11 protein-coding genes are annotated in these 13,757 nt (G+C 52.1%); 6 read left to right on the plus strand and 5 right to left on the minus strand.

Annotation, left to right across the window (positions count from 1 at the left end):
- Positions 1 to 34 precede the first annotated feature (34 nt).
- The gene (locus tag GK091_RS13200; protein WP_164038608.1) at positions 35 to 1,591 is read left to right on the plus strand and encodes a GH3 auxin-responsive promoter family protein; all 1,557 of its coding nucleotides are present in this window, start codon (positions 35 to 37) and stop codon (positions 1,589 to 1,591) included.
- Between the two features lie 37 nt (positions 1,592 to 1,628).
- Here GK091_RS13200 and GK091_RS13205 read toward each other — a convergent pair whose 3' ends face one another.
- Together GK091_RS13205 and GK091_RS13210 are read right to left on the minus strand one after the other, a co-directional pair.
- Entirely contained in the window at positions 1,629 to 2,267 is a 639-nt protein-coding gene (locus GK091_RS13205; protein ID WP_164038612.1) for a LysE family translocator, read from the minus strand.
- A 99-nt stretch (positions 2,268 to 2,366) separates the two neighbouring features.
- Positions 2,367 to 2,915 carry an NUDIX domain-containing protein gene (locus GK091_RS13210; protein WP_164038615.1) on the minus strand — a complete coding sequence of 183 codons (549 nt, stop codon included), beginning with the start codon at positions 2,913 to 2,915 and terminating at the stop codon, positions 2,367 to 2,369.
- A 73-nt stretch (positions 2,916 to 2,988) separates the two neighbouring features.
- On the opposite strand from GK091_RS13210, the gene GK091_RS13215 reads away from it, so the two are divergent.
- Together GK091_RS13215 and GK091_RS13220 are read left to right on the plus strand one after the other, a co-directional pair.
- Complete coding sequence (locus tag GK091_RS13215) at positions 2,989 to 3,999, plus strand: cation diffusion facilitator family transporter (protein WP_164038618.1); 1,011 nt, start codon at positions 2,989 to 2,991, stop codon at positions 3,997 to 3,999.
- 385 nt (positions 4,000 to 4,384) lie between these two features.
- Positions 4,385 to 5,416: a hypothetical protein gene (locus GK091_RS13220; protein WP_164038621.1), complete on the plus strand. Its 1,032-nt coding sequence runs from the start codon at positions 4,385 to 4,387 to the stop codon at positions 5,414 to 5,416.
- Positions 5,417 to 5,469: 53 nt separating this feature from the next.
- Here the strand turns inward: GK091_RS13220 and GK091_RS13225 are convergent, their stop codons facing one another.
- The 3 genes from GK091_RS13225 to miaE all read right to left on the minus strand — a co-directional run bounded on the left by GK091_RS13225 (position 5,470) and on the right by miaE (position 10,911).
- Positions 5,470 to 6,924 (minus strand): tetratricopeptide repeat protein, encoded by a 1,455-nt coding sequence (locus tag GK091_RS13225; RefSeq protein ID WP_164038624.1) that lies wholly within the window; start codon positions 6,922 to 6,924, stop codon positions 5,470 to 5,472.
- 285 nt (positions 6,925 to 7,209) lie between these two features.
- Positions 7,210 to 10,230 (minus strand): PD-(D/E)XK nuclease family protein, encoded by a 3,021-nt coding sequence (locus GK091_RS13230; protein ID WP_164038628.1) that lies wholly within the window; start codon positions 10,228 to 10,230, stop codon positions 7,210 to 7,212.
- An 84-nt stretch (positions 10,231 to 10,314) separates the two neighbouring features.
- On the minus strand, positions 10,315 to 10,911 hold the full coding sequence (gene miaE / locus GK091_RS13235) for a tRNA-(ms[2]io[6]A)-hydroxylase (RefSeq protein ID WP_164038631.1): 597 nt from the start codon (positions 10,909 to 10,911) through the stop codon (positions 10,315 to 10,317).
- A gap of 117 nt (positions 10,912 to 11,028) precedes the next feature.
- Here miaE and msrA point away from each other — a divergent pair, with 117 nt between their 5' ends.
- The 3 genes from msrA (at position 11,029) to GK091_RS13250 (ending at position 13,750) form a co-directional block, all read left to right on the plus strand.
- Positions 11,029 to 11,709 (plus strand): peptide-methionine (S)-S-oxide reductase MsrA, encoded by a 681-nt coding sequence (msrA, locus tag GK091_RS13240; RefSeq protein WP_164038637.1) that lies wholly within the window; start codon positions 11,029 to 11,031, stop codon positions 11,707 to 11,709.
- A 237-nt stretch (positions 11,710 to 11,946) separates the two neighbouring features.
- Complete coding sequence (locus GK091_RS13245) at positions 11,947 to 12,651, plus strand: hypothetical protein (RefSeq protein WP_164038639.1); 705 nt, start codon at positions 11,947 to 11,949, stop codon at positions 12,649 to 12,651.
- Between the two features lie 85 nt (positions 12,652 to 12,736).
- The gene (locus GK091_RS13250; RefSeq protein ID WP_164038642.1) at positions 12,737 to 13,750 is read left to right on the plus strand and encodes a hypothetical protein; all 1,014 of its coding nucleotides are present in this window, start codon (positions 12,737 to 12,739) and stop codon (positions 13,748 to 13,750) included.
- Positions 13,751 to 13,757: the final 7 nt, after the last annotated feature.

The raw sequence follows: 13,757 nt of genomic DNA on the forward strand, positions 1-13,757 counted from the left end.
TAAGGACCGGATCGCCGGTCATCAGTCAACCACTATGGCGCTACTAGGCAGTATGCTCAAAAACGGGATTCGCCTGACGAATGCCGTCCGTCTGCGAAAAATGACCCCGCTGAAGCAGCAACGTAAAGCGTTTCGTAAATTGGTCAGTAAGGCGCGTTTTACGGAATTCGGCACGACCTATCATTTCGAGGAGTTGCTGAGTTCGGCGGAGTTCGGATCGCCGAAGGAGTTTTACGAAAAATACAAGCGGCTGGTCCCTATCCACGATTATAACTCGATGTTCGAAGGCTGGTGGAAACGGTCGCTGGATGGCGAGAAGAGCATTGCCTGGCCGGGCCGGGTGAAGTACTTTGCGCTCAGCTCCGGCACCTCCGAAGCGGCCTCGAAATACATTCCCGTAACCAAATCGATGTCCAAAGCCATTCAGCGATCCAGCATCCGCCAGATTCTGACCTTGGGCCGCTACCAGAATCTGCCCTCGACGCTCTACGAAAAAGGCTATCTGATGCTCGGTGGCAGCACTAACCTGAACGTGCGGGAAGGTCACTACGAAGGTGATCTGAGCGGCATAACGGCCAGCCAGATACCCTTCTGGTTTCAGCGATTCTATAAGCCCGGACGGGAAATTGCGCAGGAACGGGATTGGGCGCACAAACTCGATGAGATTACCGAACAGGCCGGTAACTGGGACATTGGCTACGTCGTTGGCGTTCCGGCCTGGATTCAGTTGCTGATGGAGAAAATCATTGCCCGCTATAACGTAAAAACCATTCACGATGTCTGGCCGAACCTGATGGTTTTCTGCCACGGCGGAGTCTCGTTTGAACCGTATCGGCAGGGTTTCGAGAAACTCCTCGCCCACCCCATTACATACATCGAGACTTACCTGGCTTCGGAAGGATTCATTGCCTACCAGACGCATCCCAATGCCGAGGGGATGCAACTCGTGCTCAACAACGGTCTGTTTTTTGAATTTATCCCGTTTAATGAGCAGAACTTCACCGCCGACGGCGAACTGGTGGCAAAGCCCGAAACGCTGATGATCGATGAGGTTGAGGAAGGGAAAGAATACGCGCTGCTGATTTCGACCTGCTCGGGGGCCTGGCGTTACCTGATCGGCGATACGATCCGGTTTGTCAGCACGAAGCGGTCAGAGATCGTGATCACGGGACGCACCAAACACTTCCTGAGCCTGTGTGGTGAGCATTTGTCGGTCGACAATATGAACAAAGCCATTGAACTCGTTTCGCAGGAACTGGGTATTTCGGTTCGGGAATTTACCGTAGCAGGTGTCACCCACGACACCCTGTTTGCGCACCACTGGTACGTCGGGACCGACGATGCCGTCGATGCCAGCGATCTGCGGGACCGGATCGATGCCCGCCTTAAAGCGCTTAACGATGATTACGCCGTTGAACGTGAACACGCCCTCAAAGAAATAACGGTGACCGTTCTTCCGGCCAAAACGTTTTACGACTGGATGGCATCGAGGGGAAAAATGGGGGGGCAGAACAAGTTCCCGCGCGTTCTCAAAAAGAACCTGATCGGCGAGTGGGAAAACTTTTTGACGAGTGAAAAAGCAAAAGAGTGAAAGAGCGGCTAATCTGCTCTTTCACTCTTTAATAAAACTACCAGTTCATTGCCTTTGACAGGGGTTCGAGCAGTCGATTGTAGGCAATGTTGGCGGCTCCGATCAGGAACACGACCCCCGTGGTGCGATTGAAGATTTTAACGACGCGCGGGGTGAAAAAACGCTTCAGCCGGTTTGCGTAATAGGCCAGTGCCGTTTCGGTCACGAAGACCCCGACCAGACTGGCCCCCATAAAGGCGTATTGTTGTCCCGTCGTGTAATGCAGGTGGGAGCGAATATAGGCGACAATGGCCACCCACGACACGAAATTGACCGGGTTGAGCGCATTCAGAAAAAAGCCGGTCGTAAAATAATAAATAAAATTACCAAAACTGGTCTTCGGGTACGCCAGCCGGGGGGTTCCCTTCAGAATGTTGACCAGCCCCATCGCCGTCAGGAACAACACTCCGATAAGAGCCATTATGTTCTCGAAGCCCTGCACCTTGGGCAAAAAAGCCGTTCCAAGCAGAGCCGCTAACACAAAGAGCGTGTCGCCCGTTATGACGCCGAACACGATTTTCAGACCGGAGCGAAACCCGTTATCGACACTGTTCTGAATAAGCGCAAAAAACACAGTTCCGAATGTCAGGCACAGCGCAACTCCGACCAGAAAGCCTAAAAGAATTGGTAAAAGCACAAGCAGTTATAGCGTTTGTAGTTTGTAATGTGTAGGTATCCAGACTGCTGTTTGGTAGTGAGTAACCTCAACGTACAAACTACAAACCGCCGACTTGGTTTAAATTCCCCGCAGCCGGGCAACGATCAACAGGCCGCTCACACTAAGCGAATCGGTGATGCGGCTGGTTATGGCCATCTCGACGGCTTCGGACAGTGGCAGCTTCCAGATGCGCAGATCTTCCGTCTCTTCGGGTTCGTGATCGCCCTGGACCAGCCCCTCGGCGATGTAAAGAAACCCCTCTTCGTCGGTAGCAGAATTGGACGTATGGATGCGGGCGATTTTGGTCCACTGGCTGGCTTCAAGCCCTGTTTCCTCACGGAGTTCCCGTTTGGCCGATTCCAGCGGATCGGTGCCGAGAGGTGCCCCCCCTTCCGGAATTTCCCATGAGTATTCATTCAGCGGGTAGCGGTACTGACCCACCAGATACGTATTTCCGTCGGCATCAATCGGAATAACACCAACAGCTTTGTTTTTGAAACTAACGACACCGTAAATGCCGGGCGTACCTGCGGGCGTAATGACCTCTTCGTGTCTGATTGACAGCCAGGGGTTTTCGTATTTAACCGACGATTCCAGCGTCTGCCAGGGGTTTTCTGTCTCGTTCATGTGGACGAAAGTACGAACAATCCGGCAACGAATCGCTACCTTTGTTTGCTCGAACCATAGTCCAGAATAATCGATGAGTACCAGTCAACGCACAAAATACCGCTGGATGGGCGTGTCGCTGGGGCTTAGCATTGTGCTGCTGATTCTTAAGTTCACTGCTTATTTCCTGACCTATTCGACGGCCATTCTGAGTGATGCCGTTGAATCCATCGTCAACGTTATTGCCAGCGGTTTTGCCTTTTACAGCATCTACCTCGCTGGGCAGCCCCGCGACCAGAATCATCCCTACGGTCACGGTAAAATCGAATTTCTGTCATCCGGTTTCGAAGGCGCCATGATTCTGTCGGCGGGTCTGGTTATCATCTGGCAGGCTATTCTCAGTTTTTTTGAGCCGAAAGTGCTCAGTAATCTTGACTGGGGTGTTGCCCTGGTTGGTCTGACGGCCATTGCCAACGCCTTTGTCGGCTGGATGCTGATTCGCCTGGGGAAACAGACGGACTCGCTGGCTATGACCGCCGATGGTCGCCATCTGCTCACCGATACCTTCAGCAGTATTGCCGTCATGATCGGTGTGGTACTGGTTGCCCTGACGGGTGAACGCTGGATCGATAGCGCACTGTCGCTGCTGCTGTCGTTCGTTATCATTTACAACGGGTTCCAGCTGATCCGCCTGTCGGTGGCACGCCTGATGGATGAAACCGATGTACCAACGCTCTACCGCGTCGTGACCCTGCTTAATATCCACAAAGATCAGCACTGGATCGACGTTCATAACCTGCGGGTGCAGAAATACGGGGCCGATCTACACATTGATTGCCACCTGACCCTGCCCTACTACTGGGAATTGACGCAGGTTCACGACGAAGTGCATCATTTTGAGGACACGATCAAAGATGGCTTTCATCAGGGTGAAGTTGAAATTTTCGTCCATACGGACCCCTGCGTGAGCGAGTGCTGCCACTACTGCCGAATTGCGACTTGCCCGGTTCGGGCCTTCGCTTTTGAGCGCGATGTTGACTGGTCGGCCGAAAACCTGCCCCTCAATCAGAAACATTTTGTACCACTGGCCATGTCGAACAGCTGATCGTCCCGCAACCGAACCGGTATCGCTGTTGATCGGCCCTCTTTCGCGCCAGCCGCTCCTTTTAAAATTCCTCTACCTTATCGACTGACTATCAGGCACATTCTTCTGTATGGTCCGGAACATCGTTGGTACTCCGTGTTTATTTATTGCGGATAAAATTAATATTTACCCAAATAGTTGTATTAAATCTTTTTATTTACCAATTTTGATCCACTAGCTGATCGGGACGATTAGCGCAGACATTGTTTTTTTCAATTCAGGTTGTATTCAAATACCAGTAAAAAACGCCTTCTTCTAGCGAATTGAGGGCGTTTTTTCTTTTTAATCCTATCGATGACCCAGGAATGGCGTACTTTCCGCCCGGAAACATTTGTGTTCATTACTTATGCCGGTCATATCGAAGAAAAAACTGGTCTACCCGATCAAAGACCCGCTGCGCTCCTACCTCATCAAGTATGATCGTGAACTGACGCTACCTACCCGATACGAAGACTTGCTTCGCTACAACGGCGCTGTAACGCTGTATGACAAACGGGGCGCGGATACACTCTGGGAAACGGTTTTTTATTCAGCAGCCGAAGCGGAGGAAATGCAGCTTTCCCTGAAGGCCATGTACGCCCATCTGAAAGCCAACGGCGATCTGTCAATTACCAATCACCTGACCATCGACCGCGTAGACATGTGTACCTACGGGAACACAAAACCCTTTCGGGTACGTATTCGGAACCTCGTCAACGATAACTTCGATTATTTCTACATCAAGCGGGGCGATGCATCGCGAATCTATGGGCTGGAACTGGAGCATCTTTTATCGCCAAACCGAATCGGCTACCTGACCTGTCAGCAAACGCTGGTCGAGGAACATATTGCCGGGATTCCGGGTGATATGTTCTTCAACGGTCAGTTGAACGACCCCGCCTTAAACCCCATTCGGCTGTGTAAGGAATTTATCAAATTCAATGAGCGCTGTTTTGTGCGGCTGCTCGGGGACATGCATTCCAGTAATTTTGTGGTCGACGTGACCCCGGACTTCGATGAGACCTACTACCGGATTCGGGCCATCGACTTCGACCAGCAATCGTATGAAGGGCGCAAATCCGTTTACATGCCCCAGTACTACAAACAGAACCAGGCGATCATCCAATTGGGTATCCAGTTTATGACTCCCGAGAGTGTCCGGCAGTACCAGATTGAGGAACGGGCCCTGATTGCCAGCCGAATTCGGGCCGAGACCATTCGCCTTCAGGATCTGATGCAGTTTATGCGGCATGACGAGATTTCGCTGCCGATCCACGTCAAAACGCTGGGTCAGGCCCTCGCCCGCCATTACCACGATTCCAATTTTCTGACCTGCCAGACGATGGGTGATCTGGTCTGGAAAAGTCTGGAGCTGGTTGCCGTTCACCAAGCTGATTGATGAACGGCAACCAGCTCCAGACGTGTTGAGTCAACGTTTTCGTACCAGACTCCTTACCGGGTATACAGATCGCCTTTGGCAATTGTCGATTCGTATTCACCACTGATGGTTTCCAGGAATTTTCCGGTTACCCAGCCAATGCCCGAGTTGCGGATAAACACAAATCGTTTGGGCTGTGAACCTGTATTATACGCCTTCATAATGGCTTCGAGCCACAAAGCACCCGCAATCAGCTGTTTTTCATTCAGTTGGCTTTGCAACGTCCGTATATCGTTTTCGGCCATAGCCCGTACCGACGTATTGGCAACCGACCCTAAGTCAGGCTGGGTCAGGCTTTTGTAATCGGTCAATACTTGCCGCTTAAACTGCTCCACATCCTGCTCCGTGATCGGAACGGCGGTTGTACCAGCTCGCTCGGGGTGCAGGTACGTCACCAGCGCCAGCGCAATTTCGCCCCCAACACCGACCGTCCGACGTTGCTGTAAACCCGAATTGTTCTGTTTGAAACGGGGCGCAAAGGCGGAATCGACAATGGCGTTGACGACTCGCTGCGCTTCCCGTTTATAAGCCTCCATGCCCAGCGAACGTTTGCTGTCGATCTGGCTGACCAGCGTATTGACACCTACCGGCAGGCTAATCGCGTGAAAGTCTTTATCGACCTGGTTAATATCCATCAGGCTGGCATTTTTTTCGAAATAACCACCCATGGTCGTGCTGCTGCCCAGATTCAGCGCAGAAGTCGTCGGCCATACTTTCCGGGGGATGGCACCGATGGTAAACAACTGGGCTTCGCGGGCGGGGGTCAGTGTCGTATCGATCTGCAAGGTGTTGTCAGGCAGCACGCGCGCTAACTGTCTGTAGAGCGAACGCTTACTCTCCGGCGAGCGGGCAAGCCCATCATTTACATCGCTGTTGAGCACAATGAAGATACGTTCATTCGGAATATTATACTTGCGAATTGAATCCAGGCCAATCCGTAGCGCATCCTGACCACCCGCGAACGATTTTGACGCATCGGCAACCAGCACATCGTTCGGTATATCGAAGGTGGATTTAATGTCTTTTTCGTAAAAATCGCTCTCGTACTTCGTTTTAAAGATCGCGACTTTCACGCCCGTAGCACTAAACTGAATACCAGCATAGACGTTTTTGCTCGAAATATCCCGAATTATTTCGTTAACAGCCCAGCCGCTGGCTACATACTTCAGCTTGGCGTACTGGCTCCGCGCCCGCTCCAGGTAGCGTATGGCGGTTGTCGTGTCTTTGATGTCCTTGTACGACAGGCCCAGGAATTCGTTGGCAATCGCTTCCCAATACAGGTTTTTCGACTGAACGGCTGGCATGGCCCGCAGAAGCAGATTGATTGACTCCTGCGATTTATCGACTTCACGAAGCGTGCTGGCCAGTTTGATATAATGAATAGCCTGCGTCAAGTTCCGTGCATTCTGCGCAATAGCCGTTGATGCCACGAAGCCTATGAATACGAATAAAAAGAGTTTGGTTTTCATACGTTGGTCTTGTTTAAATAGGGCGCTAAAAAGGTACACCAACGCGTAACTTTCCCGAATAAATAGCGTTAGAGGGTCATTTTGTATACTTACCCATCTAAGGTCTGTTAATCAGTCAGTTAATACATTGATAACCTGCCAAACATACGCACCAGGCGATGACAATGGATTGCCGCAGGCACAAAAAAATAGCAAAAACCACAGAAGTCCGCTGCGTGGCGTAGCGGCAGTTCTGCTGACCGCCTGCATGCAGCCCCAACCTGATCACTTCGTTATGGGCTGCCTTTATCGACCGCAGATACCTTTAAAATCACAGTACTGACACACGTCAAGCTGGTCTGTTTTGCGGAATGGCTCGTTGGGATCGAGCATTGTCTGCACCATTTGCCGGAGCAAATCTTCGGAATCGGTAATAAACTGCGCCGGGCTGTCGTCCGTTCCGAACGTAACCGGGTTGGATTTGAAGCCTCCGGCCAAATCCCGGAAGGAATAAAAACCCGCTTCGACGGGCAGATTGGCCGCCGGGTAAATATTTCGCTTGGCCCTGTCTCGGGGTAAGCCGCCGTGTTCGCTAATGTTTTTGAGCGCCAGGTATCGATACAGCCACAGCTGCCTCATTTTATCTTCCCGGCCATCGTTCAGGAGCTTTTCGGCCAGATCTTTGGGCGCTTTATCGGGCAGATCGACCTTACCCGTTTTGTAATCGACAATGCGAATCAAATCGCCGTAGCGTTCGATCCGGTCAATTTTACCGGCAATGCGTACCCGAATCGTTTCGCCATCGGCGAGGGGTACGGACAGGTAGGTTTCCAGCGTTTGCTCGGTGCCGATAACGGTCAAGCCCACCTGTTCGCTTTGCTGCCGGTAAAAATCGAGCATAAGTTTTTTCGCCAGATCATAGAGCAGCAGGTTCATTCCCGACTCAATGACGCGGCCTTTCATCGATACGGCAAACTCTTCTTCCAGCAGTTGCCGGACAATGGACTCATCAATGGGCACATCCTTCATCCGGTACTCTACGTCCAGTCGTTCGAGCACTTTATGCAGCCAGCTACCAAATTCAGCGGCTCCCATCTTTTCCTCGATTTCTTCCTCTTCGCTGATATTCACGATGCGACTAAAGTAAAACCGCATCGAACACGTAACGAACTGGTTCAGATAAGACGGATATAAACCTTTCGTTTTCAGCAACTTGATCAGATCAGCGCGCACGCTTTCCGTTTTTGGAACGCTCAAATTGGCGGTATCGGCCAGCTGGTTAAGGCCCGTTCGTCCGAAGCGCACCGTTGGGTGACTGATGCGAATGAGGCCGTTGGAACGGGGTACCAGTTCATGCTCAATCTGCCGGATAAACCGACTGGCTTCGCCCTTGCTGTTGCCATAGGCATCCGTGGAGGTGGTGTGCAGCAGCACAATGTCGCTCGCCCGCTGAAGCAATCGGTAAAAGTGATAGGCCATGACGGCCTCCTGATCGCGGTACGTCGGCAGGCCGAGTTCGCTGGCAATATCGAACGGGATGAGCGAGTTTTGTTTGCGCGACTGGGGTAATATGCCTTCGTTGACAGACAAAACAATAACGCGGTCGAAGTCAAGTGCTCTGGTTTCAAGCATACCCATGATCTGCAACTGGCTCTTGCCTTCGCTCGTGAACGGAATGCTCGTTTGGCGGATCAGTTCATAGAGAAACTGCTTGAAACTGCGCACCGTAACGGCGGTTTCGGCGTTTGCCGATTCAGCTTGCCGTTCCAGCGTCGCTTCCAGTTGCTTGAGCAGCGTAAAGAAGAGGTACAAATATTCGATCTCGATGGCATCCTGACTGGCCCGGTACACATCGCGCAACAGTTCGATCAGGTCGTAGAGACAACGAACGGCTTTCATGGGGTCCTCATTGGGCCAACGCGCAAAAAGAACCTGAATCAGCGGATCGTGCTGCCCCAGTTCGCGCATTTCCGTTTCGGTCAGGTATACGCGCTGTTCCTTGACGATCGTTTTGGCAATCCACTGGAACAACGGTTCCGGCGGCAGTACCTCTCCCGTTTCCAGCACAGCGCCCGGCCATTGAAGCGCCCGAATCCGCTCATATTGCTTCATGAACGGATGATTCAACACTTTTACGACGTGGCGGTGGTGGTATTTGGGGATACGCAGGTTGCGACCATCTTTCGTGCGAAACTCATGGACGGTGCGCTGCATTTCAAACAACGTATCGACCAGCGTGAACAACAGCGAACTGCGCAATGACAAACCCATCGTCACGTTCAGGTCCGTGACGCTCTCATCGAGGGCATAGAGCACGGGCATGAGCAACGTCTCATCGGCTAGTACGATAGCCGTCTTTTTCACGTCACTGGGCCCCTGATTCGAGAAGTGCGCTGTAACTGACGCATTTCGTTCTTCACTGCGCCAGTCACTATACAATTTTCCGGCTACCTTTGCCTGCATACTGGCATTCGGTACGCCCACTACCCGAATATTCTTCTCGGTTCCGAGCATGTTATTGGATAACTGATTCAAGTCTTCGCGATTCTGTTTCGAGAAAAACCAGCCATTGTCGCGGTATCGACGCAGGAATTCGCCGGCTTCCTGCCCCCAGTCGCGGATATAATACTGATCGGCATCCCACATCAGCTCGGCTTTATTTCCCTCGACCAACACCCGAATAATATGCTCTTCGGCGCGGCTCAGGGCATTGAACCCCACAAAATAGACGCGCTCATAAGTCAGGTTGTTTCGGATTAATTCTTCAACATTTTCGGCCAGCAGTCGGTACGCCATGCCCCGGTACGCCAGCCCCTGATCAGTGAGTCGTTTATGCAGCGTGTGATAGGCAACCTGCAGGTTCTCAAAGAGTTTGAAATACCGCGACGTGCCGGGGGTCTCCAGGATTGGCTTCGCCGTCGAGGGCATGGTTACCTGCCAGCGTTCAAGCGTTTTGGCCGCCGTCAGGTAACTGAACAACTCGTGTGGGCTAACCAGGTATTGATCGATCCGGTCGAAATCAGACAGCAGCACCGATGCCCAGCCAATAAACTGTTCAAATTCAACCAGCGGGTCGATTTCCCGAAAAACGTCGTAGAGTTCAAACAGCAAACTAACCGAATCAACCAGCTGGACGCCAGCGGCCTGGGTGATAAAATCATCGACCGCTAACGCATGAGGAGCCAGAAAGGGCCGGTCGGAGAGCGCAGCCAGTTCATCCAGAAAAACGGACACGGCCCGGCGTGTTGGTAAAATCACCCATACATCACTAAGACTAGGACCATGGGTGTCAAAAATTCGTTGAGCAGTTTGCTGAAGAAATGTCAAAAGTTGTTGTTCATTAGTCGCTCGGTAAAGATACGACTTGTCGGGCAGTGCCCGGCTTATAAGATTGCGTCCAGCCAACTATTTTCAATGAATCCGGTCGCCACGCACCGCCAGCTTAGCCACAATATCGGCTTCGACGGCCAGAAACTCTTTCCAGCGTTCCCGTACGCGCGTTGCGGGCAGGTACAGTTCGGCCAGTTCAATGAAACAGCGGTAATGACCGGCTTCGGAGATCATCAGCTCGTGGTAGAATTTCCGTAGACTTTCGTCGGCGATGTGTTCCGACAGAAGTTTGAAGCGTTCACAGCTGCGGGCTTCGATCAGGGCATTCATCAGCAAGCTATCCATCAACTGCTCCTTCTGGTCCCCAATCGAGCGACGCAGGCGGGACCGTAACTGATTGACGTATTCATCCTTACGCTGGCGTCCGAGCGGAATGTTCCGTTTACGCAGTTCTTTCAATACCCGGTGAAAATGCCCCCACTCTTCGGCAACGATGGGGGTCAGCGCATCAACTAACGCTTCTTTATCGGGGTAGATAACGATCAGCGATATGCACGACGACGCGGCTTTCTGCTCACAATAGGCGTGATCGACCAGAATGTCAGCGATGTTCATTTCAGCAATGTTAACCCAGCGCGGATCGGTGGGTAGCTCAAGACCCAAGGTTGTAAGCGACATAGCCAGTGACTCAATAAATCAATACGGGCAAAGATACGCACGTAAGAAATGACTACGGCTCCGCTTCGGAATCCCTGCGCTACTTCCAGTGTTATATAGTTGTTGATCGACGTTCGTATGTACTGGAAAAACACATTGATAATACTGAGTTTGCTGGTAAGCGGCAATCTGCTCTTTGTCGCCTGCAACCAAACTCCAACTACCGCAGCGGCTGAAGCGACCAACCCGGTTGACACGCGGCTAGCAACCCTCCCTGTCCTGCGCCCCGGTGAAGCGGTAGCGACTTTTGGGGGCGGCTGTTTCTGGGCTACCGAAGAAGAGATGAAGTTGTTAAAGGGCGTTCGGCAGGTCGTTTCAGGTTATGCCGGTGGTGATCTTGACTACCCGACCTATGAGCAGGTGGGCACCGACCAGACCGGCCACGCGGAATCGGTGCAGGTTTATTACGACCCAACCGTCATTTCGTACGATGTATTGGTCGATGCTTTTTTTGCGGGCCACGACGCCACCGAGTTAAACAGGCAGGGACCGGATCGGGGAAAGCACTATCGCTCGGTTGCCTTTTACCGAACGCCAACGGAAAAGGCCCGGATCGAGGCCGCCATCCGGCGCGAATCGGTCCATCATAAAGCTCCGATAGTCACGCAGGTAGTGCCGTTCACCGCCTTTTATCCGGCGGAGAGGTATCATCAGGGCTATTATCGCCAGCATCCCTACAGTCTCTACATTCATCTTGTCTCGGAACCAAAGGTTGACAAGTTCCGGGAACGAATGGACGGCCGGCTAAACGAACAGTAACCTGTGGTTTGCAGTTGATGTGTACAGTAAAGGCAAACCACACCCCTGAAACCCGCCAGACTGCCGGCCCGTTACCTATCGACTAACATTCGGCCCGTCTAGGAACATTTTGTCAGGCCCCGCAACCGTTCGGCCAAATCTCATATTGCGCGATTGACCCGAACCTCGTAACATTGCTCAGTAATTCATCGAACGGGTCCTCCCACGGTCGGGCGCTCCCGCAATGACAGACACACTATGCCAGAACCTGATAAATCGATTGGTCAAAAAATTTTGAACTTCTTCGTGAAAGCCGAAGAACCAGGCGTTGCGGCAGGGTCGCCCCCTGTCCAAACAGCCACAACGCCCCGTCCGGCAGCTGCGGCCCAAACTCCGGTATCAACACCCCCTACCCCTGCGGCTTCGTCGGCAGTAACGGGGGCGGTAGACCCGAAGTTTGCCGAACACCTGGCCAACGTGCTGGCACAGAACAATCCGCCGGGCCCCGATTACTTCGAGTTTCGCGAAACACTGCGGAGCCTGGCTAATCTGGGCTTATCCGAAGACAAACAGTTTCAGGCGGCCTGGGCAAGTTTCAAAGCGCTCGGTGGCAGCAACGATGTAGGCACGCTGACGAAAACGGCCAATCAGTACATCGGTGCCCTGAACAACGACCGCGATGCCTTCGGGAAAAGCGTCGATGCGGCCCTGGCCGATCGGGTCGGTGGATTGCAGAATGAGCAGAAACGACTTCAAACGGAAAACGATGCGCTGGCCAAGCAGTTGGTCGAGATTCAGCAGAAGATCGATGCCAACGCGGACCGGCTGACGGCAATTGGTGGCGACATCAATGAGCAAAGCGCGAAAATCACGCAGAATCGCCAGAGTTACGAAACGACGTTCGCTCACTTTATGGAACAGATCAAACGTGATCTTGCCAAAATAACCCAGTATTTGACGTAACAAGTTTGCAGCGTACCCTTCGCCTTGGACAGCAAATGTCTCAAAGACGATCCAAAAACGGTAAATTCAAACCATAAACCAACCAATGGCTACTCCTGATTTTTCTCAACTTGGTGGTTCGACAGACGTGGAAAAGCGTTCGTTCTGGAGCCGACCCGAAGGTATTCTGGGCATGATCGCACTGGCCGGTGTAGCCGGACTGGGCCTTGTTTATTTTAACCGAATCGTTGAATTCCTGATCCGCGCTACTTCCAATATTCTTGAACTGGGCTTGCTGCTCGGTGCACTGGGCGTTCTCATTTTTCTGTTCACCAGTCGCGACGTACGGACGGCGGTATTCTTCCTGTTCAAGTCGCTGATGCGCAGCATTACGGGAACAGTGATTCAGTTGAATCCCATCGCGATCATGAAAATCTACATTCAGGATCTGAAAGAGAAGCGGGAAAAGATGCAGGGGCAAATCAATATCCTGGCCGGCCAGTTGGTTAAACTGAACAAAAAGATCAGCGAAAACAACGAATCGATCAAGCAGAAGTTCGCGGAAGCCAACAAGGCAAACTCCCTGAGCGACAAGCCCGGTATGCGCGAAACGGCTCAGCTGGCAACCATCGAAGGCGCTGGTCTGCAAGAGATGAACGAGAAGTTGCTGCCGCTTCAACGGAATATGAAAAACGTGCTGGCGTTCATGGAAAAAGTGAACCAGAGCGCTGATTACATCATCAAGGAAACGGAGATCAAAGTTCGGCTCAAAGAAACGGAATACCAGATCGTTAAAGATAGCTCCAACGCACTCAAGACCGCCGTTAGTATCTTCAAAGGGGACCCCGACAAGAAGTTTTACTTCGATCAGTCGATGGAATACATTCAGGACGATATGAGCATGAAGCTCGGCGAAATGAAACGGGCCATGGATCTGTCGATGGACTTTATCAATGGCGTAGATATCCAGAACGGTATCCTGTCCGACAAAGGGGAAGCTCTGCTGGACGCTTACAATAAGGGCGAGTTCAAGATGGTTCAGCTTGACGCCCCCGCGCAACCCGTCATCACGGGGCCCAATCCCCAGAAAGACGCTGGTTACAAGAATTTGCTCGATTAATTTCCTT

The organism is Spirosoma agri (genome assembly GCF_010747415.1).
GTDB classification, from domain to species: domain Bacteria; phylum Bacteroidota; class Bacteroidia; order Cytophagales; family Spirosomataceae; genus Spirosoma; species Spirosoma agri.

Bases quoted from the DNA above. Each gene is read 5' to 3' on its own strand.
- GK091_RS13200 (WP_164038608.1), top strand. From the start codon at position 35: ATGGCGCTACTAGGCAGTATGCTCAAAAACGGGATTCGCCTGACGAAT.
- GK091_RS13210 (WP_164038615.1), bottom strand. From the start codon at position 2,915: ATGAACGAGACAGAAAACCCCTGGCAGACGCTGGAATCGTCGGTTAAA.
- GK091_RS13215 (WP_164038618.1), top strand. From the start codon at position 2,989: ATGAGTACCAGTCAACGCACAAAATACCGCTGGATGGGCGTGTCGCTG.
- GK091_RS13220 (WP_164038621.1), top strand. From the start codon at position 4,385: ATGCCGGTCATATCGAAGAAAAAACTGGTCTACCCGATCAAAGACCCG.
- GK091_RS13225 (WP_164038624.1), bottom strand. From the start codon at position 6,924: ATGAAAACCAAACTCTTTTTATTCGTATTCATAGGCTTCGTGGCATCA.
- miaE (WP_164038631.1), bottom strand. From the start codon at position 10,911: ATGTCGCTTACAACCTTGGGTCTTGAGCTACCCACCGATCCGCGCTGG.
- msrA (WP_164038637.1), top strand. From the start codon at position 11,029: ATGTACTGGAAAAACACATTGATAATACTGAGTTTGCTGGTAAGCGGC.
- GK091_RS13245 (WP_164038639.1), top strand. From the start codon at position 11,947: ATGCCAGAACCTGATAAATCGATTGGTCAAAAAATTTTGAACTTCTTC.
- GK091_RS13250 (WP_164038642.1), top strand. From the start codon at position 12,737: ATGGCTACTCCTGATTTTTCTCAACTTGGTGGTTCGACAGACGTGGAA.